The sequence below is a fragment of the Embleya scabrispora genome (assembly GCF_002024165.1).
GTDB classification, from domain to species: domain Bacteria; phylum Actinomycetota; class Actinomycetes; order Streptomycetales; family Streptomycetaceae; genus Embleya; species Embleya scabrispora_A.
This window is the reverse complement of the sequence record NZ_MWQN01000001.1, coordinates 3,506,337-3,531,918: the sequence shown is the minus strand read 5'-3', so window position 1 is coordinate 3,531,918 and position 25,582 is coordinate 3,506,337. Positions and strand designations below refer to the sequence as shown.

24 protein-coding genes, 1 tRNA gene, 1 rRNA gene and 1 pseudogene are annotated in these 25,582 nt (G+C 71.6%); 13 read left to right on the top strand and 14 right to left on the bottom strand.

Translation table 11 applies throughout. The annotated features are described in order from the left end of the window. The first annotated feature begins 3 nt into the window (after nucleotides 1–3). Nucleotides 4–699 (top strand): response regulator transcription factor, encoded by a 696-nt coding sequence (locus tag B4N89_RS15710; RefSeq protein ID WP_078979385.1) that lies wholly within the window; start codon nucleotides 4–6, stop codon nucleotides 697–699. On the opposite strand, the gene B4N89_RS15705 is transcribed toward B4N89_RS15710, so the two are convergent. From B4N89_RS15705 to B4N89_RS15685, 5 genes are all read right to left on the bottom strand, one after another. Continuing rightward, nucleotides 657–2,105, bottom strand: a complete 1,449-nt coding sequence (locus tag B4N89_RS15705) for a M1 family metallopeptidase (protein WP_235618633.1) — start codon at nucleotides 2,103–2,105, stop codon at nucleotides 657–659. The two genes, B4N89_RS15710 and B4N89_RS15705, sit on opposite strands and share 43 nt — an antisense overlap. Before the next feature lie 101 nt (nucleotides 2,106–2,206). Continuing rightward, nucleotides 2,207–2,860 carry a M20/M25/M40 family metallo-hydrolase gene (locus B4N89_RS15700; protein WP_235618632.1) on the bottom strand — a complete coding sequence of 218 codons (654 nt, stop codon included), beginning with the start codon at nucleotides 2,858–2,860 and terminating at the stop codon, nucleotides 2,207–2,209. Nucleotides 2,861–3,282: 422 nt separating this feature from the next. Next, the gene (locus B4N89_RS15695; RefSeq protein WP_078976457.1) at nucleotides 3,283–3,927 is read right to left on the bottom strand and encodes a response regulator transcription factor; all 645 of its coding nucleotides are present in this window, start codon (nucleotides 3,925–3,927) and stop codon (nucleotides 3,283–3,285) included. Then, entirely contained in the window at nucleotides 3,927–5,246 is a 1,320-nt protein-coding gene (locus B4N89_RS15690) for a sensor histidine kinase (RefSeq protein ID WP_078979382.1), read from the bottom strand. The genes B4N89_RS15695 and B4N89_RS15690 overlap by 1 nt, the downstream gene beginning before the upstream one ends. Before the next feature lie 248 nt (nucleotides 5,247–5,494). Continuing rightward, the gene (locus B4N89_RS15685; RefSeq protein ID WP_078979381.1) at nucleotides 5,495–6,835 is read right to left on the bottom strand and encodes a BTAD domain-containing putative transcriptional regulator; all 1,341 of its coding nucleotides are present in this window, start codon (nucleotides 6,833–6,835) and stop codon (nucleotides 5,495–5,497) included. Between the two features lie 131 nt (nucleotides 6,836–6,966). On the opposite strand from B4N89_RS15685, the gene B4N89_RS15680 reads away from it, so the two are divergent. Together B4N89_RS15680 and B4N89_RS15675 are read left to right on the top strand one after the other, a co-directional pair. Further along, on the top strand, nucleotides 6,967–7,557 hold the full coding sequence (locus B4N89_RS15680) for a hypothetical protein (protein WP_078976456.1): 591 nt from the start codon (nucleotides 6,967–6,969) through the stop codon (nucleotides 7,555–7,557). A 74-nt stretch (nucleotides 7,558–7,631) separates the two neighbouring features. After that, entirely contained in the window at nucleotides 7,632–8,462 is an 831-nt protein-coding gene (locus tag B4N89_RS15675) for an isocitrate lyase/PEP mutase family protein (protein WP_078976455.1), read from the top strand. Between the two features lie 49 nt (nucleotides 8,463–8,511). Here the strand turns inward: B4N89_RS15675 and B4N89_RS15670 are convergent, their stop codons facing one another. Next, the gene (locus B4N89_RS15670) at nucleotides 8,512–9,363 is read right to left on the bottom strand and encodes a helix-turn-helix transcriptional regulator (protein ID WP_078979380.1); all 852 of its coding nucleotides are present in this window, start codon (nucleotides 9,361–9,363) and stop codon (nucleotides 8,512–8,514) included. 157 nt (nucleotides 9,364–9,520) lie between these two features. Here B4N89_RS15670 and B4N89_RS15665 point away from each other — a divergent pair, with 157 nt between their 5' ends. The 3 genes from B4N89_RS15665 (at nucleotide 9,521) to B4N89_RS15655 (ending at nucleotide 13,899) form a co-directional block, all read left to right on the top strand. Further along, complete coding sequence (locus tag B4N89_RS15665) at nucleotides 9,521–10,315, top strand: alpha/beta fold hydrolase (RefSeq protein ID WP_078976454.1); 795 nt, start codon at nucleotides 9,521–9,523, stop codon at nucleotides 10,313–10,315. A 130-nt stretch (nucleotides 10,316–10,445) separates the two neighbouring features. Beyond that, nucleotides 10,446–11,915 carry a DUF2201 family putative metallopeptidase gene (locus B4N89_RS15660; protein ID WP_078976453.1) on the top strand — a complete coding sequence of 490 codons (1,470 nt, stop codon included), beginning with the start codon at nucleotides 10,446–10,448 and terminating at the stop codon, nucleotides 11,913–11,915. 112 nt (nucleotides 11,916–12,027) lie between these two features. Continuing rightward, nucleotides 12,028–13,899, top strand: coding sequence for an AAA family ATPase (locus tag B4N89_RS15655; protein WP_078976452.1), 1,872 nt, complete (start codon nucleotides 12,028–12,030; stop codon nucleotides 13,897–13,899). Between the two features lie 24 nt (nucleotides 13,900–13,923). On the opposite strand, the gene B4N89_RS15650 is transcribed toward B4N89_RS15655, so the two are convergent. Next, entirely contained in the window at nucleotides 13,924–15,474 is a 1,551-nt protein-coding gene (locus B4N89_RS15650) for a helicase HerA-like domain-containing protein (protein ID WP_078976451.1), read from the bottom strand. 168 nt (nucleotides 15,475–15,642) lie between these two features. Between B4N89_RS15650 and B4N89_RS15645 the strand changes: the two genes are divergently transcribed. Next, nucleotides 15,643–15,939: a type II toxin-antitoxin system VapB family antitoxin gene (locus B4N89_RS15645; RefSeq protein ID WP_020556786.1), complete on the top strand. Its 297-nt coding sequence runs from the start codon at nucleotides 15,643–15,645 to the stop codon at nucleotides 15,937–15,939. 145 nt (nucleotides 15,940–16,084) lie between these two features. Continuing rightward, nucleotides 16,085–16,540, top strand: a pseudogene (locus tag B4N89_RS52620) (LytR C-terminal domain-containing protein); the annotation flags it as partial. Between the two features lie 253 nt (nucleotides 16,541–16,793). Here B4N89_RS52620 and B4N89_RS15635 read toward each other — a convergent pair. The 4 genes from B4N89_RS15635 to B4N89_RS15620 form a co-directional block, all read right to left on the bottom strand. Beyond that, nucleotides 16,794–16,880, bottom strand: a tRNA-Ser gene (locus B4N89_RS15635). A 10-nt stretch (nucleotides 16,881–16,890) separates the two neighbouring features. Then, nucleotides 16,891–17,421: a tRNA adenosine(34) deaminase TadA gene (tadA, locus tag B4N89_RS15630; RefSeq protein ID WP_235618631.1), complete on the bottom strand. Its 531-nt coding sequence runs from the start codon at nucleotides 17,419–17,421 to the stop codon at nucleotides 16,891–16,893. 5 nt (nucleotides 17,422–17,426) lie between these two features. Next, nucleotides 17,427–17,894, bottom strand: a complete 468-nt coding sequence (locus B4N89_RS15625) for a tRNA adenosine deaminase-associated protein (RefSeq protein WP_101897096.1) — start codon at nucleotides 17,892–17,894, stop codon at nucleotides 17,427–17,429. Between the two features lie 125 nt (nucleotides 17,895–18,019). Further along, nucleotides 18,020–18,208, bottom strand: coding sequence for a hypothetical protein (locus B4N89_RS15620; RefSeq protein ID WP_078979378.1), 189 nt, complete (start codon nucleotides 18,206–18,208; stop codon nucleotides 18,020–18,022). Between the two features lie 265 nt (nucleotides 18,209–18,473). On the opposite strand from B4N89_RS15620, the gene upp reads away from it, so the two are divergent. The 4 genes from upp to B4N89_RS15605 all read left to right on the top strand — a co-directional run bounded on the left by upp (nucleotide 18,474) and on the right by B4N89_RS15605 (nucleotide 21,317). Then, nucleotides 18,474–19,115, top strand: coding sequence for a uracil phosphoribosyltransferase (gene upp / locus B4N89_RS15615; protein WP_078976448.1), 642 nt, complete (start codon nucleotides 18,474–18,476; stop codon nucleotides 19,113–19,115). Nucleotides 19,116–19,458: 343 nt separating this feature from the next. Beyond that, complete coding sequence (locus B4N89_RS50715) at nucleotides 19,459–19,626, top strand: hypothetical protein (protein WP_170222223.1); 168 nt, start codon at nucleotides 19,459–19,461, stop codon at nucleotides 19,624–19,626. Nucleotides 19,627–19,630: 4 nt separating this feature from the next. Continuing rightward, nucleotides 19,631–20,185 (top strand): PH domain-containing protein, encoded by a 555-nt coding sequence (locus tag B4N89_RS15610; protein ID WP_078976447.1) that lies wholly within the window; start codon nucleotides 19,631–19,633, stop codon nucleotides 20,183–20,185. Nucleotides 20,186–20,435: 250 nt separating this feature from the next. Next, the gene (locus B4N89_RS15605) at nucleotides 20,436–21,317 is read left to right on the top strand and encodes a SigB/SigF/SigG family RNA polymerase sigma factor (protein ID WP_078976446.1); all 882 of its coding nucleotides are present in this window, start codon (nucleotides 20,436–20,438) and stop codon (nucleotides 21,315–21,317) included. A gap of 131 nt (nucleotides 21,318–21,448) precedes the next feature. Here the strand turns inward: B4N89_RS15605 and B4N89_RS15600 are convergent, their stop codons facing one another. Further along, on the bottom strand, nucleotides 21,449–22,609 hold the full coding sequence (locus B4N89_RS15600; protein WP_078976445.1) for a tyrosine-protein phosphatase: 1,161 nt from the start codon (nucleotides 22,607–22,609) through the stop codon (nucleotides 21,449–21,451). 582 nt (nucleotides 22,610–23,191) lie between these two features. On the opposite strand from B4N89_RS15600, the gene B4N89_RS15595 reads away from it, so the two are divergent. Continuing rightward, nucleotides 23,192–25,030, top strand: a complete 1,839-nt coding sequence (locus tag B4N89_RS15595; RefSeq protein WP_078976444.1) for a protein phosphatase 2C domain-containing protein — start codon at nucleotides 23,192–23,194, stop codon at nucleotides 25,028–25,030. 150 nt (nucleotides 25,031–25,180) lie between these two features. Here B4N89_RS15595 and B4N89_RS15590 read toward each other — a convergent pair whose 3' ends face one another. Continuing rightward, the gene (locus B4N89_RS15590; protein WP_078976443.1) at nucleotides 25,181–25,363 is read right to left on the bottom strand and encodes a hypothetical protein; all 183 of its coding nucleotides are present in this window, start codon (nucleotides 25,361–25,363) and stop codon (nucleotides 25,181–25,183) included. A 71-nt stretch (nucleotides 25,364–25,434) separates the two neighbouring features. Then, a 5S ribosomal RNA gene (rrf, locus tag B4N89_RS15585) occupies nucleotides 25,435–25,551 on the bottom strand. Nucleotides 25,552–25,582: the final 31 nt, after the last annotated feature.

Below are 25,582 nucleotides of genomic sequence, written 5' to 3'. Positions count from 1 at the left end.
CCGATGCGCCTGATCCTGGCCGAGGACACCGTCCTGCTCCGGGCAAGCCTCACGGGGCTGCTGGAACGCCTCGGCTTCGAGGTGACCGCGGTCCCGGACGGCGCGGCGCTGACCGCCGCCGTGCACGAGCGGGTCCCCGATCTCGTGCTGACCGATGTCCGCATGCCCCCGGCGTTCTCCGACGAGGGCCTGCGCGCCGCACTCGCGCTGCGCAGCACGTTCCCGGCCCTGCCGATCGTGGTCCTGAGCCAGTACATCGAGCCCGACGGCGCCGCCGAACTGCTCGCCGGCGGTGGCGGACGCGCGATCGGCTACCTCCTCAAGGACCGCATCGTCGACGTCGAGGACTTCGCCGCCACCCTGCGCCGCGTCGCCGCGGGCGGCACCGCCGTCGACCCCCAGGTCGTCACCCGCCTCCTGCGCCGCCGCGCCGAACCCGTCGCCGCACTCTCACCGCGCGAACGCCAGGTCCTCGCCCTGATCGCCGAGGGCCTGTCCAACGCCGCCATCACGCGCGCCCTCGACATCTCCGAACCGGCCGTCGGCAAACACGTCCGCAACATCCTCACCAAGCTCGACCTCCCGCCCGACGACAACACCAACCGCCGCGTCCTCGCCGTCCTGACCTACCTCGGCGCGTCCGAAACCCCCTCGGTTCAGGGCCGGTTCGGCTTCAACGGGCCGAGCGTGCCCGGGTAGAGGTACGGGTCCGCCGGGGCCGTCGTACCGTGGGCCCAGGCGGCGAAGAAGCCCGCCAGGTCGTTGCCCGGGGCCATCTTCCGAGCCAACGCCTCGAATTGCGGCCAGGAGGCGTTGCCGTTGCGGTGGGCCTGTTGCCACTGGCGCAGGATGTCGAAGAAGGCCGTGTCGCCGACGGTTCGGCGTAGCGCGTGCATCATCATCGAGCCCTTGAAGTACAACGCGCCGTCGAGTTCCCGGCCCTGGCCCGGGTCGTAGAGCCTGGTGGACCAGAACTGCGGGTCGTTGCGGCTCTCTTCGAGCATGTACGGGTAAAAACCGGTGTCCAGGTCGGCGCCGCCGTGCTCGTCCCACAGTTGGTTGGCGTACTGGGCGACGCACTCGGCCAGGCAGCCGTCGCGCCAGTCGGTGAACGAGACGCTGTTGCCGAACCACTGGTGGGCGTACTCGTGGACCAGCGAGCTGTCGAAGGGCGCGCCGATGAACGTCGGGCGGCTCTGCGTCTCGATCGCGCCGGACTTGCCCGGAGCGGAGGGGTCGCCGTTGACCGCGAGGAGGCCGGCCGAGGAGAAGGGGTACGGGCCGAACTTCGAGGCCAGGAAGTCGACGATCTCCGGCAGTTGGGCCTCGGCAGCGGGATCGATGCGGACGCCGGGGCTGTACGCGTTGATCACCGGTGTGCCGTCGGGCAGTTGCGAGGTGCGGACGGTGAACTTGTCGATGGCGATGGTGCTGACGTACGTGGCGAGTGGACTGTCCTCGTACCAGCGGTACGTCTTCCACCCCCTGCCCGGTGAAGTGGTCCGCCCCGGACGGCCGTTGCCGATCACGGTCCAGGCCTCGGGCACGGTCGCGGTGAGCCGGAACGTCGTCTTGTCGGACGGGTGGTCGTTGGCCGGGTACCAGGCGGTGGCCGAGTGCGGCTCGCCGGTGACGTTCGCCGCGCCGCCGGGCAGGCGGTGCCAACTCGCGCCGACGGGCTTGCCGGAATAGCGCACGCGCACCGCGAACCTCGTGCCCTTGACGAGCCGCCGGGCCGGGGTGATCACCAACTCGTGGGCTCCGCTGCGGGAGAAGGACCTCGCGGGCTTGCCGTCGACGGTGACCGAGGCGACCTCGAAGCCTTCCAGGTCCAGGTGGAAGCGGTCGAGCCGATCGGTGGCCGTCGCGGTCACGGTGGTGTCGCCGGAGAGGTGGTCGGGGCGGGCCGGGTCATAGGCCACCCGCACGTCGTAGTCCAGGACGTCGTAACCGGGGTTGCCGTCGTCGGGGAAGTACGGGTCACCCACGCCGGATCCGCCGCCGGGACCGGCGGCGGCCGAGGCGGGCACGGCCGTCAGCAGCGCACAGGCCGCGAGGAGAGCTGCCGGAACGGAGCGGTGGTGGCTTGTACGTATGATGCGCAACTGTTCTGCTCCCAGCCGAGGTCGCGGTGATCGAGCAATCGAGTGACCGCGTGACCGCGTGATCAAGTGACCGCGTGGTCCAGCGGTCGAGTGGTCGGTGCTCAGTGGGCGGCGAGTTGCCGGGTCACGGCCAGGATGGTGTTGGCACTGACCGTCTCGGTCTCGGGATCCACGTTCTCGATGCGGTCGCAGGCCTTGTGGTAGCACTCGTCGATACCGCTGGTGAAGCCGGAGACCGGGATGCCGGCGGCGTTGAAGGAGACGTGGTCCGACCCGCCGATGCCGATATCGAAGGTGGGCAGGCCCTGGGCCACGAAGTACGCCTCGAACGCGTCCGTGGCCCGGGGGTCGTCGTGGACGACCAGCCACTGACGCACGCTCTTGCCGCCGGTCATGTCGAAGTTGAGATAGACGTCGATCTTCCGACGCTCGGCCGGGGAGAGCGCGCGTACATAGGACTTCGAGCCGACCAGCCCCTCCTCCTCCGCGCCCCACCACGCGAACCGCAGCCGGCGCCGGGGCGCCTCGTCCGACTTCGCCGTCGCGACGGCGGCGGCGAGTACGGCGGCCGCACCCGAGCCGTTGTCGTTCATCCCGGGCCCGGTCGCGACGCTGTCGAGATGGGCGCCGACGAGTACGACGTGGTTCGGATCACCGCCCGGCCAGTCGGCGACGAGGTTGTAGCCGACGACGCCGTTGTGGGTAAAGGGCCGAAGGCCGGTGCGAAAGCCCGCCTCGTCCAGCACCCCCTTCACATACACCAACGATCGCCCAAACCCCACCGTCCCATGGGCCCGATTCCCACCACTGCGATCCGCGATCACCTGCAACGCCCCAAGATGCGACATGACCTGCGAAGTGGTCACCACGGGCCCCTGCGGCGCACCCGTCGCCGCAACCGCGGCCGCCCCACCGGCGGGCACGGCCGACAAAACCACACAAAGCCCAAATACCCCGGCGGCGCGCCGGACACGGGTGGATATCGCCATGCGGGAGGCACTCCTCGACAAGAGACCGCGACCAGCGGAGCCGTACGGGCACCAACCGGCACCCGCGGACCAGCGTCGCCGCCCGATGTCAGAGACCTGTCAGAAACCCGTAACCTCTCGATGCTCCCGCACCCGCCACCTCGATTCCCCCGTCGAGTCGAACCATCTCGACGCCGCGCCGCACCCCGTCAGGGGTTGGTGCGGAGCCAGGTGAGGACTGCGAGGACTCGGCGGTGGTCGTCGTCGGATGGGGGGAGGGCGAGTTTGTCGAAGATGGCGGAGATGTGTTTTTCGATCGTGCCCTGGGTGAGGGACAGGGTGCGGCCGATGGCGGTGTTGCGGCGGCCCTCGGCCATCAAAGCGAGGACTTCGCGTTCGCGTGGGGTCAGCGCGGCCAGCGGGTCGTCGCGGCGGCGGGTGAACAGGGCGGAGACGACCTCCGAGTCCAGGACGGTGCCGCCGCCCGCGACGCGGGTGAGCGCGTCGGAGAGTTCGTCCAGGCGGGAGACGCGGTCCTTGAGCAGGTAGCCGACGCCGCCGCCGTCGGCCAGCAGGTCGCCGGCGTAGCTCTCCTCGACGTACTGGGACAGCACCAGGATCGCCGTCCCCGGCACCTCGCGGCGGATCCGCAGGGCCGCCCGCAGGCCCTCGTCGGTGAAGGTCGGCGGCATCCGGACGTCGACCACCGCCACGTCCGGCCGGTGCGCGGTCACCGCCTCCACCAGGGACGGGCCGTCGCCGACCGCCGCGACCACCTCCGCGCCGGTCTCCTCGAGGAGGCGGACCAGGCCCTCCCGCAGCAGCAGCGAATCCTCCGCCAGCACCACCCGCATCAACGCTCCCCCACCCCACTCAACGGAACCTCCGCGATCAGCGTGGTCGGCCCACCGACCGGGCTCACCACGTCGAGCCGGCCCTCCACTGCGGCCAACCGGTCGACGAGACCGGCCAGGCCGTGTCCCTTGCCCGGATGCGCCCCGCCGCGCCCGTCGTCGCGAACCTCCACCGACAACACCCGCTCGTCCACCCGCACCCGCACCCAACACCGCTCGGCCCCGGCGTGCTTGGCGACGTTCGTCAGCGCCTCGGCCACCACGAAGTACGCCGTATTCTCCACCGCCGGGGCGAACCGCCGCCCCTCCGGCAACTCGGCCGTCAGCGCCACCGGGACCGGACACCGCGCCGCCGCCGCGGTCAGCGCCGGCACCAGGCCCCGGTCGGCCAGGATCGGCGGCGCGATCCCCCGGGACAGCGCCCGCAGTTCGGTCAACGCCTCGTGGCTCTGCGAGATCATGTCGGCGACCAGCGGCCGGGCCCGCTCGGGGTCGTCGTCGAGCCGACGGGCCACCGTCTCCAGGTCCATGGTGAGCCGCACCAACCGCTGCTGCGGCCCGTCGTGCAGATCCCGTTCGAGCCGGCGCAGCGTGTTCGCCTCGGCCGCCACCGCGCTGCGCCGGCCCTGTGCGAGCTGTTCGGTCCGCAACTGCAACGCCGCCGTCTCGTTGGTCAGCAACATCCGGGCCAGTCCGGCCTGGACCGCCACCAGCGCCCGCAGCATCGGCGCCGCCGTGGCGAGCACCACCACACCGATCCCGGTGTTGAACGCGATGTCGGCGGCCCGCGACGAGACGCCGAACATCAGGTCGAGCAGACCCTGCTTGCCCTCGTCGCGCGGGATCGGCCACGACCACGCGACGTACAGCACCTCCCCCAGCCCGCCCACGGTCCAGGTCAGCGCGAGACAAAAGCCCACCACCCGCAGCGGGAAGGACACCACCGCGTGCGTCAGATCGCGCCAGGACTGCGGGTCGCGCAGCGCGCGCAGCCATGCCTTGAAGCCCGTACCCGCCGACGCCCGGTAACCGTGCGGCGGCAACGCCCGACCGGTCACCGCCTCCACCCGCCGCCGCTCCACCGACGCGAACCACCCGGCCGCGGCCAACACCCCGACCAGGACCGGGATTCCGAACACCAGGGCCGAGCCCACCGCGCCGATCACGAACCCGCCGAGCCCGACGACGAACGCGGCGACACCCAGCGGCAACCCGCCCAGGACAAACCCGAGTCGGCGCAGAAAGAGTCGAAACGCGCTCGACTCCTGCCGCAGTTCAGGCGACGACGCCGCCAGGGATGATGTGTTCGTCTGGATCATGACCACATCCTCGCCGCCGGAAACGACCGTGCCCAGCGGGTATCCCGGGCACCGGAGGTAGGGCACACCCCCAGACGCCCCCGGACAACCCCCGTCGGCCGGAACCCGCAGAAGCCGGCCCTATCGCGCAGACGCGGCTCGCGCGCAGACGCGGCTCGCGCGCAAACGCGGCTCGCGCACGCTCTCGGCATCGACACGATCGGTCGCGTCCTACGAATCCCCCGGCCTCGGCCCCCGGCCGCCGTCGATCACTCCGCGACCCGACACCGGTTGCCGCAGATCGCCAGGCTGCACCAGCGACGCCGCCCGCTCGTGTCCAGGAAGAGCCAGCCGCACGCCTCGTCCGGGCACCTGCGGACGAGGAACCGGCGCGGGTCCGCCAGGAGTTCGGCCGCGCTGCGGGCCACCGCGTACAGCGGCAGCGCCAACCCCGCCGCCGGCGACAGCCGCCACCGCCCCAGCCCGTCCTCGCCACGCCGGAACACCGCCGCCCCGGCCGCCTCCCGGGCCGTCTCGGCCACCGCGTTGAACGCGCGCACGTCCTGCGGGTCGGTCAGGCAGGCGTACAGATCGGCCCGAAACTCCCTCGCCCGCGCCAGTGCCGCGGCGGCCTCGTCGGGCCGCTCCCGCGCCCGTCGACGCAGCCCCACGACCAACCGCTCGTCGGCCAGGTCCAGATGCCCCGTCCACACCGCGAGGGTGGCGTAGCCGCGCAGCCAGTCCGCCCCCGGGTGCTCGGGGCCGCCCCAGCCCGCGTACGTGTTGCAGAACTCCAGCGCCGGATGCCCGCTCGTGTTCCAGGGCAGCCACTCCTCCCCGACCCGCACGGCGTACACCGGCGCCGAGGGCCGATCCAGGCGCGGGTCACCGCGCAGGATGCGCTCGTGCAGCGTGGTCAGCGTCGCTCCCGGCTCGATGCCCATCTCGCTCACCAACACCTTGCGGGTATGCCGGTACGCCTCCAGCGCCTCGGCCCGCCGCCCGGCGCGACACAGCGCCGTCATCCGGGCCGCCACCAGTCGCTCCCGAGCCGGGAACTCATCGGCCACCGGCGCCAGATCGGCCAGGACCCGATCATGCAACCCCATCGCGAGCCGGGCCTCGGCACGCTGTTCCAGGGCGGACACCCGCAGTTCGTCGAGCCGCCCGGCGAGCCGACCGCGCAGCCGATCGTCGATCACGTCCGCGAGCAGCGGCCCACGCCACAGCGCCAGCGCTCGATCCTGACACCGCATGCGCTCCGCCGGATCCGCGGCACCGCCCGACCGTCCGACCAGGTCCAGGAACTCCCGTACATCCACGGCGTGCGCGTCGGCGTCCACCGTGTAACCGCCGTGCCGGGTCCGCATCCGCAACCCGTACGGCGCGAGCCGGGCCCGCAGCCGACCGATGTAGGTGTGCACCGTGCCGCGCGCCGAGGCGGGCGAACTCCCCTGCCACATCAGGTCGATCAGCCGCTCCGTGGTGACCACGCGCCCGGCGTCGAGAAGCAGCAGGGCCAGCAGACACCGTTCCTGGCGGCGGGTGCCCACCAGCACGCTACGCCCCTCGTGGCACGCCTCGAACGCACCGAGCAACCGAAACTCCATGACCACCTCCACCGGGCCCGCGTGGTGAGAATCCGGTCAGCACGGGGGCCGAGGCTGGGCGGTGCCCCCGGATCGGTGCCGGCCGCATCGGGCGGACCGACCGCACTCGACCCCACCCGAAAAGGAAGCCCATGCGCCGAACCCTCCTCACCCTGACGGTACTTGCCGCCCTCTGCGGCACCGCCGCAACAGCACCCGCGTCGGCCGCCGACCGCACCCCGACCGCGGCCGAGACCACGACCGAGACCATGACCACGACCACCGCCGACACCTCGACCGAGGCCCCCTCCGTCTGGGAACCCGCCCCGCCCACCCCGTCGTTCGACTACCCCGCCGGCGCCCGCTGCGACTTCCCCGTACACGCGGAGGCGATCCTCGACGAGGTGGTGCAACGTGTCCTGGAAACCCACCCCGACGGCACCCCGAAACGGGTCGCGTACAAGGGTCCCCTGGTCATGCGGGTGACCAACACCGCCACCGGCAGCCACTTCGACGCCGACGCCGGGGGCAGCGCCGTCGTCGAATATCGCCCCGACGGGTCCCAACGCTGGCTGGTGCTCGGCCCCGTACTCACCACCTTCCGCGCGAACGGCGGCAACGTACCGCGCGGCGTCTACACCATCGACGGCGCGTACATCCTGGACATCACCGCCGACCGCACCAAGACCCTGACCATGCTGCACGGCGGCACCGACGACATCTGCGCCCGCGTGGCCCGATAGGCACGGCGCCGCCCGAGGGGGACGCCGGCGGAAAACCGCCGGCCGCGGCCCGGTCCGGATGGTGGAGTGGGGCCATGACGAGCCCGCGTGACACCGCCCTGACCTTCCGCGCCCTGCACACGAGTTCCGCGCCCCTGGCACTGGCCAACGTCTGGGACGCCGCCGGCGCCCGCCTGGTCGTCGAGGCCGGCGCCCGCGCGGTGGCCACCACCAGCGCGGGCGTCGCCTGGGGCCTGGGCGCCGCCGACGGCGACCTCCTCGGCCGCGACCGGGCCCTCGAACTGATCGCCCGCGTGGTGGCCGCGGTCGAGGTACCGGTCACCGCCGACATCGAAAGCGGATTCGGCGTCGACCCGGCCGGCGTCGCCGAGACCGTGCGCGGCGTGCTCGCCGCCGGCGCCGTCGGGATCAACCTGGAGGACGCCTCGCACGGCGGCCCGACCCCGCTGCGCCCGATCGCCGACCAGGCCGAGCGCATCGCCGCCGCACGGGCCGCCGCCGACGCCGCCGATGTCCCGCTCTACCTCAACGCCCGGGTGGACACCTACCTCCGAGGCACCGGCGAGCCCGCCGACCGCCTGCGCGAGACGCTCGACCGGGCGAGCGCCTACCTCGCCGCCGGCGCCGACGGCATCTTCGTCCCCGGCGTGGTCGACCCGCCCACCATCGCCGCGCTCACCGCGTCCCTGACCGCCCCGCTCAACATCCTGGCCGGCCCCGGCGCCCCCGACGTCGCCGAACTCGGCCGGCTCGGCGTGGCCCGGGTCAGCCTGGGCTCCGCCGTCGCCGAGGCCGCCTACGCGGTGGTCCGCCGCGCGGCGCGGGAGCTGTACGACAGCGGCACCTACACCGGCCTCACCGACGCGATCCCGTACGGCGATCTGAACGCGCTGCTCGCCCGCTGACCCGAGCCTCGACGGCGGCCCGGCCGACCTCGGGCCGGCCGCCGCCGACTCAGCCGAACGCCAGGGTGTCGCCGCCCACCGGTCGGCGCAGCAGGGCCAGCCGATCGGCCAGGTCACCGCCCGGGGCCGGGGTGTACAGCACCACCCGGCGGTTGTCCTCGGGAGTGACGAGGACCTGGCAGTCCACCTCCACCAAACCGAGCACCGGGTGCAGCACCCGCATCCGGCTGTGCCGCCGCACCGCCACCTCGTGCCGGTCCCACAACTCGGCGAACTCGTCGCTGGCCTCGCGCAACCGGCTCACCAGCCGCGTCACCGCCGCGTCGTCCGGCCGGTGCGCGGCGGCGGCGCGCAGGTCGGCCACGTGCAGCCGGCTGTAGTACTCGTGCTCCTCGGGCGGATACGCGGCCCGCTGCCGGGCATCGCCGAACCACCGCCACACCACGTTGCGGCCGTGCTCCGAGACCGTACACACCCCGCCGAGCAGGGCCTGCGCCATCGCGTTCTGGGCCAACACGTCACCGAGGTCGTCGAGCACCTGCGCGGGCGTGGCGTCCAGCTGCTCCAGCAGATGCAGCAGCGCCGGCGCCACCTCGTCGCCGGCGGTCCGCGCCGCGGGCGGACGATGCCCGGCCAGCAGGTACAGGTGGTCCCGCTCGTCGTCGCTCAACCGCAACGCCCGGGCCAGCGCACCGAGCATCTGCGTGGACGGCTGCGGCCCGCGGGCCTGCTCCAGGCGGATGTAGTAGTCGGCCGACATCCCGGCGAGCTGCGCCACCTCCTCCCGCCGCAGGCCGGGCGTACGCCGCCGAGGCCCGGCGGGCAGCCCCGCCGCCTGGGGCGAGACCCGCTCCCGGGAGCGCCGCAGGAAGTCGGCGAGCTGGTCCCGATCAATCTTCATGCGCCCATGGTCGCGCATCGCCGCATCGCCGGAGTGGGACCGCCGATCCCAGGGTCGGCGGTGCTCTCCCGGGCCGAAGGCCCCGGCGGCAGGGTTCGGGTGTCGGAGCCGATGCCCGACGTCGTTCGACACCAGCCGTTTCCCGAAGGAGCTCGCCATGCCCGTCGTCAAGGTCGCCGACGCCCAGGTCCACTACGCCGTCTCCGGTTCCGGCCACGGCCCCGCGCTGCTGCTCGTGCACGGGACCGGGTCCGTGGGGGCGCCGGTGACCTGGGGCTCGACCATCCCCCTGCTGGACGGGGACCGGGTGGTCATCGCCCCGGACCTGTCCGGGACCGACGCCACCGTCGACGACGGCGGCGAGTTGACCGTCGAGATCCTGGCCGACCAGGTGATCGCGGTGATCGAGGACGCCGGCCTCGGCCCCGTGGACCTGCTCGGCTTCTCGATGGGCGCGACCGTGGTCGCCGCGGTCGCCGCGCTGCGGCCGGACCTGGTGCGCCGGCTGATCCTGGTCGCCGGGTGGGCGTACACCGAGGGCGACGAATACCTGCGCAACACGTTCGCGCTGTGGCGGCGGCTCGGCGACACCGACGCCGAGTCGTTCTCCCGGTTCGTGACGATGACCGGCTTCGGCCGGGGCTTTTTGAACTCGATCGGTCGCGACGCGGTCGAGGCGATGACGCACAACATGACGCCGACCCCGGGCACACTGCGGCACGTGGACTACGACGTGGCCCTCGACATCCGCCCACTGCTGCCGCTGATCCGGACCCGGACGCTGGTCGTCGGCTGCGTACAGGACGCCACCATCCCGGTCGAGCACAGCCGGGCCCTGCACGACGCGATCCCGGGCAGTTCGTACGTCGAGATCGACGCCGGACACGTGGTGATGTTCGAGAAGCAGGACGAGTTCGTCGCGAGGGTCCGCGAGTTCATCGCCGCCGAGTGAGGCGCGAACGCGGGAAAACCCGCTGACCCTCGCCCCTGGTCCGGCCCACAATGTGGAACGGGCGGCGGTGTCCGGACCACCCGAGCGGGTGTCGGTCGGCACTGGGATCATCGGGGGACACCGAGGGGAGGTGACGGACGTGGCGTACGGCGAACGTGGCCCGCGGGCACCGATCGTGAGCCTGACCGACCGTCGGGCGCTGGAGGCGTGGCGACCGGCCGACGACGAGGTGATCGCGCGCGCCCGCAAGCTCAAGGAAGAGGCGCTGCTCGATTTCGGCATGGAACTTTCGGTCATCGCCTCGTGGTTGTACACCAAGTGCCACCACCACATCCCGACCACCGCGATCGACACGGCCGCCGTGATGGCCTCCGGCGACGGCACCTGCCTGCTGCTCTACAACCCGCGGTTCTTCTGCGATCTGGGCCTGGACGGGGTCAAGTTCGTGCTCTTCCACGAGGCACGACACCTGATCCAGCGGCACCTGTTCGCCGAGGCCGACCTGCGCGCCGACCCGGTGTTCACGCTCGCCGCCGAGGTGACCATCAACCATGTCGCGATGACCCGCCTCGGCCGCACGTCGCTGCCGATCGTACGGCGCACCGACCCGGACACCGACCCGGACACCGGCGCGCAGATCGGCGAACCGACCGGCATCGACCCGCGCGAGATCCACCGCGCCTACGTCGAGGACCTGCGGGACCAGGGCCTGGAGTCGCTGCGCTACGACGACTTCGTGGACACCGACGCGACGGTCTACGCCGAGCTCAAGCGCATGAAGCACCCGCCGGTCCCGCCCCCGCTGTGCGTGCACGTGATCCTGGGCGAGGGCACCGGGCTCCACGACGGCATGGACGGCGAGACGGTCGACCGGGTGGCCTCGGAGGTGCTGCGCAGCGTGCTGCTGGCGGCGCGGCGGGGCGAGCGGCTGGCCCGGCGGGAACTGCTCGACCTGCTCTCCCGCACCGACGGCGCCACCGACCGCACCTCCAAGCTCTGGGGCGATCTGGGGGCCGGCTTCCTGCGCGGCGAGACCCAGCGCACCCGTCGGGTCCAGTGGTGGCAGCAGTGGCTGGTCGACGTGCTGGCCTCCAAGCTGCGCGAGGGCGAGCGGCTGGTCTATCCGAAGAAGCGCGGCGCGCTGCTCGCCGCGCTCGGCCACGACCCGATGCTCGCCCGACGCGGCCTGGAGCGCACCAAGGTCGTGGTGATCGCCTACGACACCTCGGGCTCGATGCCCGACCAGGTGGTGAGCTGGCTGACCGAACTGGTCGGCAAGGCCGAGGGCGTGGAGACGCACTGGCTCAGCTTCGACGGCACGGTGATGCCGTTCAAGCCGGGCGAGCGGGTGCTCGGCGGCGGCGGGACGAATTTCCAAAACGTCGCCGACTACGTCGAGGGCCGGCTGGCGATCGAGGGATCGGGCCGGTTCGAGGAGTCGGTGGACGCGGTGGTGATGCTCACCGACGGCTACGCGCCGCCGATCACCCCCGCCGACCCCGACAAGTGGATCTGGCTGATCACCGAGGGCGGCGACGACTGGCCCGAGCGGCACGACCCGCCCATGGACTGTCACCGCGTCGTCACCGGGGACTCCTGATCGGGGCCGCCGATGCCGACATCCCTCGCCGACCGATGCCCGCGCCGACCGACGCCCCCGGCCGAAGCGCCCTCCGCAGCAGCACGCCGTGCGGCCGCCCCCGGAAGGAACCATGACGATCACCGCTGACACCACGCGCGCCGGCCGACCCGCGTCCGAGCCCAAGTGGAAGGCCACCGCCACCTTTCCCGAGCGCCCCAAGGGCTGGAAGGGCGTGTCCAGGCTCGAGGAGTTCATCGACGCGATGATCGACCTCGGCCAGACCGGGCAGATCTTCGGCGAACACGGCATCGGCAAGACGGCCACGTTCTTCAGCCACATCCCGGACCGGCACGAGGACACGGTCCTGGTCTTCGTCCCGGCCGCCAACCTGACCCCCGACGACCTGCTGATCAACGCGCCGGTCCGTGACACGCGCACCGGCGAACTGGTGCTGCGTCAGCTGATCATGCGTCAACTGCGGCCCGGTAAACGCTTCGTGCTGCTGATCGACGACGCGTTGCAGGCGGGCGAGACGATCCAGTCCCAACTCATGCAGATCGCCTGCAACTGGACGCTCGGCGAACACGACCTGCGCGAACTCGGCTGCGTGGGGGTCTTCCTCACCGACAACGAGTCGCTGGCCGAGACCGCGACCCGGCGTACCGACCTGGCCATCCTGGACCGCATGGTCACGGTCAAGATCACCGCGACCGACACCGCGTGGCGCCACAAGCTCGCCGAGCGCTTCGCCGGCACCGACCTGACCCAGGTCTTCCAGGTGTGGACCAGCCTGTCCCCGGCGCTGCGCCAACTGATGTCCCCGCGCACGCTGGAGCACGTGATCGACTGCGCGCTGGCCGGCTTCCCGCTGGTGTGGGGGCTGCCGCTGGTCAACGGCGAGCGGCTCGCGCTGACCGAGACCAAGAAGGACGGCTCCCCCGGCCCGGACCGCACCGACGAGGTGCTCGACCGGATCGCCTCCGGCCTGGGCGTGCGCAACCCCGACCAGACCCCCGACGCGGTGCGCCGGATCGTCCGCGAGGCGATCCACCGCCGCTGGTCGGTGCTGATCCAGGGTCCGCCCGGCTGCGGCAAGACGGAGGTGGTGCGCGAGGTGGTGCGCGCCGAACTCGGCCACGATCCGCTCTACTTCTCGCTGCCGGTGACCAACGTCGAGGACCTGTGCGCGCCCGTGCCCACCCCCGACGGCTCGCTGGAGAACCTGCTGGCGGCCAAGTTCACCGATCCCGGCACCAAGGTGATCGTCTGGGACGAGTACAACCGGCCCAAGGACAAGTCCACCTTCGCCAAGCTGATGGAGGTCACCCAGGAGTGGTCCATCGCGGGCCGCCCGATCCCCGGCCTGCGCGCCCAGATAGCGCTGCAGAACCCGCCGTACCACCTCGGCCGCAAGATGCTCGTCTCGCGCAACAACATCGCCCAGGCCACCCGCTTCACCGCGTCGCTGACCATCCGTCCCGAGGACATCCCGGCCAACGAGTGGCTGATCGCCACCTACGGTCCGGTCGCCGAGACGGTGCTGGAGTGGTGGAAGAACGACATCGACGACGAGGGCCGCGACTGGATCACCAAGCGCACCCTGGAGCGGCTGATCAAGCTGCACCAGCGCGACCTGCCGCTGGAGATGGCCAAGGTCTACCTCGGCGATGGCGAATACGCGCCCGTGCCGCTGAACGCCCTGGAGGCCAGGTTCGCGGAGAACCCGGCCACCGGCCTCGGCGACATCTCGGCCAACCTCGACGAATGGGTGCGCCGCCTCGACGCCGCCAACGAGGAGTCCGGCGAGGGCACCGACGACACCGACATCGTGCACCAGGTGCTGGCCAACGCCGAGTTGTCCCAGCTGCGCGAACACATGGACACCGTGGCGCAGTTGCTCGCCGGTCTGCCGCCCAAGCTGCGCTCCAGCTATCTGGTCGGCCAGTCGGTGGACAAACAGCGCTTCTGGATCGAGGCGTTCGCGAAGATGCCGCGCCGCTGAGCCCTGCCCTCGTCGGCCCGCCCGTCAGCGTTTGCGGCGGGCGGTGCCGAACAGGCTGCGGGTGATCTCCCGGCCGATCTGGGTGCCCATCGAGCGCAACATCGACTTCACCGCCGAGTTGCCCATCATCTGCTCGACCATCCCGGTCTTCGGCTTCTCCTCCCGGGCCCGCCCGCGCGCGGGTTCGTCGGGCGCGGGCGCCTGGGCCTCCTCGGGTCGGACCTGCGCCTGAACCGCCGTCAGCTTCTCGAACGCCGACTCCCGGTCGACGGCGACGCCGTACGCGGGGAACAACGGCGAGTTCGCCACGGCCGTCCGCATCGCCTCCTCCGGGATCGGCGCCATCAGCGACCGCGGCGCCCGCAGCCGGGTCCAGGCCACCGGCGTCGGCGCGCCCTTCTCGCCGAGCACGGTCACCACCGCCTCGCCGGTGCCGGCCTGGGTGAGCACCTGGTCCAAGTCGTAGGGCGAACGCGGGAACGTGGACACGGTGGCCTTGAGCGCCTTGGCGTCCTCCGGCGTGAAGGCGCGCAGCGCGTGCTGGACCCGATTGCCCAACTGGGAGAGCACGTCGGCGGGCACGTCCCGCGGCGTCTGCGTGACAAAGAAAATCCCGATGCCCTTCGACCGGATCAACCGCACGGTCTGGGTGATCGCGGTCGAAAACGCCTTCGACGCCCCCGAGAACAGCAGATGCGCCTCGTCGAAGAAGAACACCAGGCGCGGTCGATCCGGGTCGCCGACCTCGGGCAGATCGTGGAAGAGGTCGGCGAGCAGCCACATCAGGAAGGTGGAGAACAACTGCGGCTTGTCCTGAACCGCCGCGAGTTCGAGCAGCGAGACCACGCCGTACCCGTCGGGGGTGGTGCGCAGCAGGTCGGCGGTGTCGAAGGCCGGTTCGCCGAAGAACGCCGCGCCGCCGTTGTTCTCCAACGTGATCAGCGCGCGCAGGATCACCCCGGCGGTGGCCGCGGAAAGGCCGCCGATCCGCTTGAGCTCCGCCTTGCCCTGATCGTCCGTCAGGTACTGGATCACCGCGCGCAGGTCCTTCAGATCCACCAGTTCCAGGCCGCGTTCATCGGCGAAGTGGAAGATCAGCCCGAGCGAGGACTCCTGCGTCTCGTTCAGATCCAGCACCTTCGCGAGCAGCGTCGGCCCGAAGTCGGTGATGGTGGCCCGGATCGGCACCCCGGGACCGATTCCACCGAGCGCGTAGAACTCGGCCGGGCATCCGGCCGGTTGCCAGTCCTGACCGACCTCGGCCGCCCGCGCGGCGACCCGCTCCCCGGGCTCCCCCGGCGCGGAGATGCCGGAGAGATCGCCCTTGACGTCGGCGAGGAAGACCGGGACGCCCTGCGCCGACAGTTGCTCCGCGATCAGTTGCAGCGTCTTGGTCTTGCCGGTGCCGGTCGCGCCCGCGACCAGCCCGTGCCGGTTGAGCACCCCGAGCGGGACACGCACCTGCGCCCGCGGGTGGGCGGTGCCCGCGACGACGGCGGCACCCAACTCCACCGCGGGTCCGGTGAAGGTGTACCCGGCCGTGATGGTCGCGATGGTGTCGTCCTGCTCGGTCATGCGCTCCTCCGCTCGCCGGGACCCGGGAAGCGAATACACCGATAGCGCTGGAAATATCCCGATTGCCCCGGCGGATCGGCCATCCGAGCCGACCCGATCCGCGACGCCGCTCCCTCGCTTCGGCACAGGGTGGGGGTTCGGGGACCACGATCCCGGTAGGCTGAGCCTGTGATCTTCAAGCGGATCGGTGACGGCAAACCGTACCCGGACCACGGGAGGTCGGGTGCCCGGCAATGGGCCGACATCGCCCCGCGGCCCGTGCGTCTGGACCAACTCATCACGACGAAGCGGCAACTCGACCTCGACACGCTGCTCGCCGAGGACTCGACCTTCTACGGCGATCTCTTCGCGCACGTCGTGAAATGGCAGGGCGACCTGTATCTGGAGGACGGCCTGCATCGCGCGGTCAGAGCCGCCCTCCAACAACGCCAGGTACTGCACGCGCGCGTGCTCGAACTCGGCTGAGCACGCAACCTCGGCGGCCCGATCAGGTGGTCGTCACGAGTACGGCCGTGCCCGGATACGCAAGGTGCCAGGTCGGCGCTAACCTCGACTCCATGGCGACCGGGACCACGGCCATGCCGTGCAGGAGGAGGACGGGGGCACACCGATGAGCATGCTCACTCCCCGCGGCATGGGAGGCCAGTACAAGATCACTGGCAAGCTGTATCCGCGGATGACGCGGCGCAGGCGACGCATGCCCGTGGTGATCGCGATCGTGGTCGGCCTGGTGGTCCTGGCGACCGCCGGTTGGGGCGTGTACCACTTCACGTCCGACGACGGCGGCACCGCCGCGGCCTGCCCCTCGCCCACCGCCCCGGCCCCGCCGCCCACCCAGGCCGCACCCCTGCCCGAGCCCAAGACGATCACGGTGAACGTCTACAACGCCACCAAGCGCACCGGCCTGGCCAAGACCGTCGCCGAAGCCCTCAAGACGCGCGGATTCACCATCGGCAAGGTCACCAACGACCCGCTGAACGCGCCGATCGCGGCCACCGCCGAGATCCGCCACGGCTTCCCCGGCGCCACCCCCGCCAAGGTGGTCGCCGCCCAGGTCGCCGGCGCCACCGACAAGGAGGACCAGCGCACCGACGGCTCGGTGGACCTGGCCATCGGCGACGCGTGGACCGACCTGGCCACCCCGGAGGCCGCCGCCGCCATCCTGGCCCCGCCGCCCCCACCCCCGCCCAGCCAAACCCCGGCTGCTGACCCGAAGCCCCGCTGCCGCCCCCGCCCAAAGGGGCGGCAGCCCCCGCCGAACCCCCGAAAACGCCGAAGGCGCCACCCGAAATCCGGATGGCGCCTTCGTCTTGCAAGAGCGGTAGCGGTGGGATTTGAACCCACGGATAGCTTGCACCATCACACGCTTTCGAGGCGTGCTCCTTAGGCCACTCGGACACGCTACCGAGAGAGAGCTTACCGGATGCCGGGGTGTGGTTCGTAACCGGATTCGTCGGTGCGGCTGAGGGTGAAGAAGTCGCGCAGGATCGTGGTGCACTCCGCCGCCGCGACGCCGGCCACGACCTCCGGGCGGTGGTTGAGGCCGCGGTCGCGCAGTACGTCCCACAGGGAGCCGGCGGCGCCGGCCTTGGGGTCCCAGGCGCCGAAGACCACGCGGTCGACCCGGGCCAGGACGATCGCGCCCGCGCACATCGTGCACGGCTCCAGGGTGACCACCAGGGTGCACCCGGACAGGCGCCACTCCCCGACGGCCTTCGCGGCCTCGCGCAGCGCCACGATCTCCGCGTGCGCCGTCGGGTCGCCGTGCGCCTCGCGTTCGTTGCGGCCGCGGCCGAGCACCGCGCCGTCCGGGCCGAGCACCACGCACCCCACCGGCACGTCTCCCGTGTCCACCGCGAGCGCCGCCTCGGCCAGGGCCAGCCGCATGGCCGGCTCGTACCGTCGCAGCGCGGGGTCGAAACGGGGCTCGGGCACCGGTGGGGGCATCGTGCTCAGCGGACCGTCTCCAACTCGTCCGCGCAGCCCAGACGTTCCGCTATCACCGCGATGGCGTCTGCGGGCAGCCCCGCCTCGCCCGCGAGGTCGGCCAGCAGTTGGGCCGACACCCCCAGGTCCACCAGGACCGTCTCGTCGCCGGCCGGACCGGTCGGCAGCACGGCCTCGTCGTCCTCCTCCAGGCCGTCGAGCACATCGGCCGTCAGCAACGCGTCCGCGTAGGCGCTGCGGGACACCGCGGCCACGTCGGAGACGTAGATGCGCGGGTCCTCCTCACCGTCCACGCGGACGACCGCGAACCAGGTGTCCTCCTGTTCGACGAACAGCAGTACCGGTTCGTCGTCCACCGCCGCCGACCGTGCCAGGGCGGTCATCCCCACCGAGTCCTCGACGTCGTCGAGGTCGGCTTCACGGGCCTCCCACTGCTCGTCTGTACGTACGAGCACTGCGGCGAAGTACGCCACGGGACTCTCCAAGATCGTTCGCTTCGGCGTTGTCTCTCGCATCGTGGCAGATACCGGACCACCACGACGGGAATTGGCGCACGTTGACGAACAAGGTCGCCGCGACGATCGCAGGCGGATCGTTTTCAGTAACGGAACGTACGCATCCGCATCATCTGGCGCAGCCGCTCGTTGCGTGCGCGCCGCGGTTGGATCCGGGCCCGCAACTCGCGCGCCTCGGCGAGTTCACGCAGGAAGAGAGTGCGCCGGCGACGGCGCGCGGCCTCCGCCTCGCGGCGCTCGGCCGCCGTCGTTCGAGGTTCCCGACTCTCCATCACCACGCCCCTGGACTCGAAAATCCACCGAAACCGACGTGGCAGTGGTTCCCGAGACACGCCGGCTCAGTCATCACACCGCCGGACCAGGCCGGATGGGTGTTCACAAACCGGTTCAACGACCCCAATTTACCCGGGATTCCCACAACCACCCGGCCCGGACCGCCCGCCGGGCCCGCGCACGGCCGACGAATGCCACCGAACACACCCCGAAACCGACAACCCCGCAGGGTCGCGGGAGGGGCCGGCGGGCTACTGTCGCTCCATGCGGATTCACGTCGTCGACCATCCTCTGGTGGCCCACAAACTCTCCACGCTGCGCGACCGGCGCACCGACTCGCCCACCTTCCGGAGGCTCGCCGACGAACTCGTCACGCTACTCGCCTACGAGGCGACCCGAGGCGTGCGTGTCGACCCGGTCGCGATCAGCACCCCGGTCAGCGAGACCACGGGCGTCAAGCTCTCCTACCCCCGGCCGCTGGTGGTGCCGATCCTGCGCGCCGGTCTGGGCATGCTGGACGGCATGGTGCGCCTGCTGCCGACGGCCGAGGTCGGCTTCCTCGGCATGATCCGCAACGAGGACACCCTCGAGCCGTCGACCTACGCCACCCGCATGCCCGACGACCTCGGCGGCCGGCAGGCGTACGTGCTCGACCCGATGCTCGCCACCGGCGGCACTCTGATCGCGGCCACCAAGCTGCTCCTGGAGCGCGGCGCGCTGGACGTGACCGCGATCTGCCTGCTCGCCGCCCCCGAGGGGGTCGAGGTGATGCAGGAGGCGTTCGCGGACACCGAGGCCAACGTCACCGTGGTCACCGCCTCGATCGACGAGCGGCTCAACGAGCACGGCTACATCGTCCCGGGCCTCGGCGACGCCGGCGACCGGCTGTACGGCACCGCGGGCTGACCCCGGCCGCGACCCGGGCCGCAGCCCCGAGCCCACCCCGCCACGCACCGCGTACGGCTGTTCGGGGCCGATCCCGCGGCCCGTGTCCCGCGCGGGACCAAGGCCCCGCCCCGACAGGCCGAACGCCGGATGCGCACGGCCACGCCTCGGCGCATGCTGGAGGTGTGCCCGGGGCTGGGCAGGAGCCCCGCAGGCACCCCGGGACTGTTTGCCGATGCTGCGAAGGTACGACCCACCTTTGCTCCGGCGGGGGTCCCACAGGGGAGAGAGAGTGGCCGGTCCCCCGCGGCCGCTCCCTCTCCCCTATTGTTTCTCCCCGACACCTCATAGGGGAGGCGGGGACATGGCGGGGCAGACCAAACGGATCCTGACGCTGCTCCTGATCGTCTTCGTCATCTACACGATCATCGCCACGCCCGAGAAGGCCTCCGACCTGGTCGCGCAGTGGTTCCAGGCGATGTCCTCCGCCGCCAAGTGGTGCGGCGACCAGATCAGCAGGCTCACGGGCTGAGGCCGTGCGCCGAGCGGCGAGCGCGGCGTCGGGGCCGGAGCCGGCGCCGGCCGACGGCTCCACCACCGAGACCCACGCGATACGCCGCTACCTGCTGCCGAGCGAGACCTGCGCGATAGCCGTACGCCGGCACTGGGCGATCATCATCGGTCCGCTGGCGGTCACCGTGTTCGGGGTCGCCTTCCTGGCGCTGCTGCTGTGGTACTTCACGCCCGCGAACCTGATCGTGAAGTACGGCGTGTGGCCGGTCGGCACGGGCCTGCTGCTGTGGTGCTCGGGTCACATACTGACCTGGCGCAACGACTACTTCATCGTCACCGACAAGCGCATCATCCTGGCCACCGGGCTGATCGGGCGGCGGGTCAACATGCTGCCGCTGACCCAGGTGACCGACATGAGCTACCGACGCAGCCCCGGCGGCCGATTGCTCGGGCACGGGACGTTCGTCATGGAATCCGCGGGGCAGGATCAACCGCTCAGGGAGGTCGAGTTCGTCCCTCGACCCGACGCCGTCTACCTGAAGGTGTGCGATCAACTGTTCGGCCCGAATGTCGACTGATCGCCAAAGACCGACGAGTAATGCGAAACGGCTGGTAAAACCTCGAATTTTCTTTGCGGTGATTCGCGGCTTTCGTACTGTCGACATGCCGCTAGATACACCCGCATCACCTGACAAATCGGGGATGTCGCAAGGGGTTTGGGGCGGTGACCCGCACCGGTAAGGGGGTACCGAACGACGGGCTGCCGTTCCACCATGGCCGGCAGCGGACAGGTTCCGCTCCAGGACCGACGAGGAGGTGGGCTCTCCAGTGCTGCTGCGAGATGCTTCCCACGAGGGCACAGCCGGCTCGACCGCCGACCGCGCCGCGCCCGCGCGCCTTCCCCGTACCGGCATCCCCCGCGCCCGCGCGCTCCGGGGTTCCGGCACCGACACCCCCCAGGACACGCGCACGCTGTCCCGAACCCTCCTGCTCCGCCTCACCGATGTCGTCGAGGGATCGGCCGAGCACGCCTACGTGCGCAGCACCCTGGTCGAGCTGAACCTGCCCCTGGTGCGCTTCGCCGCGAACCGCTTCCGCAGTCGCACCGACCAGTACGAGGACGTGCTCCAAGTGGGCACGATCGGGCTGATCAAGGCGATCGACCGCTTCGACCCGCATCGCGGCGTCGAATTCCCGACCTACGCCGTGCCGACGATCATCGGCGAGATCAAGCGGTTCTTCCGGGACACCTCGTGGAGCGTGCGGGTGCCCCGCCGGCTCCAGGAGTTGCGGCTCGCGCTCGCCGAGGCCACCGAGCAGTTCAACCACAAGTACGACCGGGCACCGACCGTGGTCGAACTCGCCAAGCACCTGAACCTGACGGTCGAGGAGATCCTCGAGGGCATGGAGGCGGCCAACGCCTACTCGCCCGCGTCGCTGGACGCGCACGATCTGGACGACGATCGCGACAACGCGCTGATCGCCCGTCTGGGCCAGGAGGACGAGGCGCTCGACGGGGTCGAGTATCGCGAGGCGCTGCGGCCGCTGCTGGCCCGGATGAGCCCCCGCGACCGGCAGATCATCATGCTGCGCTTCTTCGGCAACATGACGCAGTCTCAAATCGGCGAGCGCCTCGGCATCTCCCAGATGCACGTATCGCGCCTGCTCGCCCGCGCGTTGGCGCGGCTGCGCGCCGACCTGTCCGCCTGAGCAACCGTGGCACCACCGCGGTGCGCGCGGCCTCGGCCGCTGCCCGGCCAGTCCCCTGACGGATCATCAGGGGCCCGGCCGGGCGCCGATCGAGACCGCCCGCACCCGGCGGGCCGGGGTCGGGCGGCGGCTCAGACCGTGAGCAGCCTGGCCCGGAGCCGCAGTTCGGTGATCGGGTCGATGTTCAGGCCCTTGCGCAGGTACGCGTCGAACGAGCCGTACTTGCTCTGCACCTGGGCGAACGCCGTGTCCAGGTACGACTTCTGCACGTACAGCAGCGGGTCCATCAGGCTCGGGTCCTGCATCAGCCCGGCGGCCTTCAGGCCCGCCTTCGTCGCCTCGTTGCGCGCCCGCAGGGTGTCGTTGCTGGCCAGGAAGTCCGCCTGCACGGTGGCGTCGTCGACGCCCAGCGTCTTGAGCACGATCGCGCTCATCCACCCCGTGCGGTCCTTGCCCGCCGTGCAGTTGTAGATCACCTTCTTGCCGTCCGCGAGGTCGCGCAGGACGGTGGCGAACTGCGCGCGCTGGGCCGGGTCGTCGACGAAGCCCCGGTAGACGTTCTCGAGCGCGGCGGCGGCCTTGCCGTCGCCCAGCAGTTCCTGCTGCCTGATCGGATCCCGGCTGCCCACCGCGGCGTTGGTGATGGCGGTGAGGTTGCCGTCGGCGATCGGCAGGTTCTTGACCGGGGTGCCCGCGGGCAGCCGGTTGTCGCCGTTGCCGGTGATCTCGATGTCGGTACGGAAGTCGGCGGACACGTCGAGGCCCAGGCCGCCCAGGCGGGCCACGTCCGCGTCGGTGAGCTTGCCGAGCGCGTCGGTGCGGAAGACCTGGCCGTACTTCACGGTCCGGCCGAAGTCCGCGCGGTAGCCGCCCAGGTCCCGGGCGTTGGGCGCGCTCTGCAGGCCGAGCGAGCGCGGTGCGGTGACCACCCCGGCGCGTGGGCCGGCCGGGGTGATGTCGAAGTACCAGCGCTTGGCCGGGTCCAGTCCGGACACGGTCAGCGAGGTGCCCTTGGTCGTGCCGACGAGCCGGGTGAACCGGTCCGCGTCGGTGGACGCGTACACGCGCATCGGGCCGGGCCGGCGGTCGGTCCAGGTGATCGTGTACGTGCCGTCCGGGCCGACCGTGGCCGAGGCCCCGGTGACCGCGCCGACACCGGCGCGGGCCGAGACGCCGGAGTCGCCGTTGCCCGTGGCGGCCGAGGCAGGGGACGAGGCGACCGCGACGGTGCCGCCGAGCGTGAGCGCCGCCGTGACGGCGAGGGTCGCGAGGCGGGTGGTGCGTATGCGCATGCGGTTGTGCTCCCGAGGAGGAAGTGTTCGTGATCGCCCGGGAACGACCTGGGAAAACAACCGGTCGTCGCTGCCGAGCGACGGACACACTGTAGTGACGACGGGGCGCCGACTCCAGACGGTGCCGTATGGAGGGATGGTGCGATGGGTCACCGTACGAACCGGTTGCCCCGATCCACCGATCACCGGGCGAGGCAGTGCCCCGACGCCGACGCGCTCGTCGCCCGAATCCGGCGCATCCGCAGGCGACTTCGGCACAAAGCCCACCGAACACACCACCGGGGGCGCCCGATCGCCGACATCCGCGCCCTCGGCGGGGAACGTCGGCACCCGGTTCGGGAGTTTCCCTGATACGCCGTCAAATAGGTACCGAGCGACGGGATTCCGGGTAGAAGGCCGCCATCCGCCCGGTCGCCGGGCGGACCTGGGGCAAAGTGGGGACCAACGCGCGCGCGTGCGCCCACGGGCACGGGCCGTGCACGCTATACCTGTTGATACCGGTCGCACGGGTGGGAGGACGTCCACTCACCGGCGACCCGAAGGGACCGGCTCGCCGGCCGGCCCGACGCGAAGGAGGAAGCCGTGCCGGACGGTACCAGCAAGCGCCACACCCCCGGCGATGGTTCGCCGGGCCGGCCCGTCCCGCGAGCCCAGGGCCCCCGGCGCTCCGGTCCGGGCGATCGCGAACGCCCCGAACCCGACTGGGATCGCCGGCCCGACCCCGACTACGACCGTCGGGCGGACCCGGACTACGACCGTCGGGCGGACCCGGACTACGACCGTCGGCCGGACCCGCTGTACGACCGCGAGATCGAGGCCCCCTCCGGACCGCCGGGCTTCCCGGACCCGGCGCCGCCGGACCAGGGCGGGCGCCGCTCCGGGCGGGCCCGTCGGGTGGCCAACTGGTTCGGGTTCGGCGCGCCGGCCGAGGAGGACGAGCCGGATCAGTACGACCGCCGGCCCGGCTTCGGCCGCCGCGATCCGTACGAGGCCGACGCCGGGGTGTACGACTACGGGCGCGACCAGGGCCAGGACTACGACGCCGACTACGATCCGGCGCCGCCCGCGTCGGGCCGCAATCGACGGCGCACCGGCTCCTCGCACTGGGAGGACGTGATGCTCGGCTCGTCGCCGCCTCCGGGCACGCCGATGTCGGACAGCATCCCCGGCGACACGATGCCGCCCGACCGGTTGCACCGCGACGCGCAGGGCGTGTTGCCGCCGCCGCGCGGCGGCGCCCGTCCGGGGCGCCGCGAGGACCCGCAGCAGTGGCGGCCGGAGCCCGACGACGACATCGAGCCCGCCGATCCGATGGATCCGGTCGACCCGCTCGACCCCGGCCCGAGCCCGTCCGCCGAGCGCCGGCCGAACTACCCGCCGATCCCCAAGCACCGGCCCGCGCCGACCGTGGAGTCGGACGGCTACTCGTCGATCGACGCGAGCCCCGCGCTCGGGGATGAACCGGCGGAACGACGGCGCGACGTCGGCGGCGAGCCCGCCCCGGACGACGCCGGCGATGCGGGCACCTCGTTCCTGAAGGTGCCCCCGGCCCAGCGCACGCCCCACCGCTCCGCGCCCGCGGACAACCCGGCCGACGAGGTCCCGCGAAGGATGTTGCGCATGCTCCCACCTCCCGCCCTCGCCGACGGCGGCGGCATGGTCGTCGACGGCGGCCGGCTGGGCCGGTTGAACGTGCGCGCCGCCGGAGTTCGGGGCGAACTGCACCAGCAGCAGGGCCTGCCCCGGCAGAACTGCTTCGCGGTCGGCCCGGACCCGAGCGCCCGCTGGACGATCGCCATCATCTGCGACGGCGTCGACAACGCGCACGCCTCCGAACTCGCCGCCCAGATCGCGGTCCGCAGCGCCTACCGCACCGTCGCGCGGATGGTCGCGCGCGAACGGCACGAGAATTGGGACTGGGCGGGCGTCCAAGCCGAGGTCGAGGAGGACCTGCGCTCCCGCCTGACCGGAACCGCCGATCGCGCACACGAGTTGGGGCGCTCGGAACCCGCCACCCGCCTGGCGATATTGGTCACCGCCGCCGATCCGCTGGAGGACGACCGGGTCGACATGGCCGTACTCGGCGACAGCACCGTGCTCCGCCTGGCCCAGGGCGGCTGGCGCGCGCCGCTGGGCATCCGGGACACCTCGATGGAGGGCGCGCCGGCGGCGATTCCCGACCAGGCCGGCGACGACCAGCTGCGCATCTGCCGAACCACGTGGCGGCCCACCGACGTACTGGTGATGATGACCGGCGGCTTCGCCGAGGCACTCGGCCGGCCGACCGCCGGTCTCGCCCCGCGCCTGGCCGAGGATTGGCGGACCCCGCCGTCCCTGTTCGACTACCTGCGCGACGTGGACGAGGGTCTGCGGCAGCGCGAGGAAGACGGCTGCGTCGTCGCGCTGTGGCCGTCGCCCTGACCGGAGGAATCGAGCGGCGAACCGCGAAAACCGGATTGGATACCGAAGTATTCGCGGAATGCATATCGCGGGCGGGACCCGGAGGGATGGGGTCCCGCCCGCGATATGTCGGCCCGTTGGTATGACGGTCGGTATCGACCGACAGGTGGGTCAGGTGACGGCAATGAGCACAACCGCCGCGACCACGATGATCGCGATCACGACCCCGGCAATCATCAGCACGGGCGGGGTGCCGCGCCGGGCCGGTTCGCCGGGAGCCGCGGGGCGGTCCTCGGCGACGAAAGCCCGGAACATCTGAGTACTGGCTGCAGGATCCATCTCGTTGTCAGGCATGCGCAGACCATACCGCACCTCGGAAAACGCAAAAGGCCCGTCCCTTTCGGGACGGGCCTTTCACACGTAGATTCCGGCGGCGTCCTACTCTCCCACACCCCTTCGAGTGCAGTACCATCGGCGCTGGAGAGCTTAGCTTCCGGGTTCGGAATGAGACCGGGCGTTTCCTCTCCGCCAAGACCACCGGAAAACCATCGAACCCACAACACGGGGCCGTTC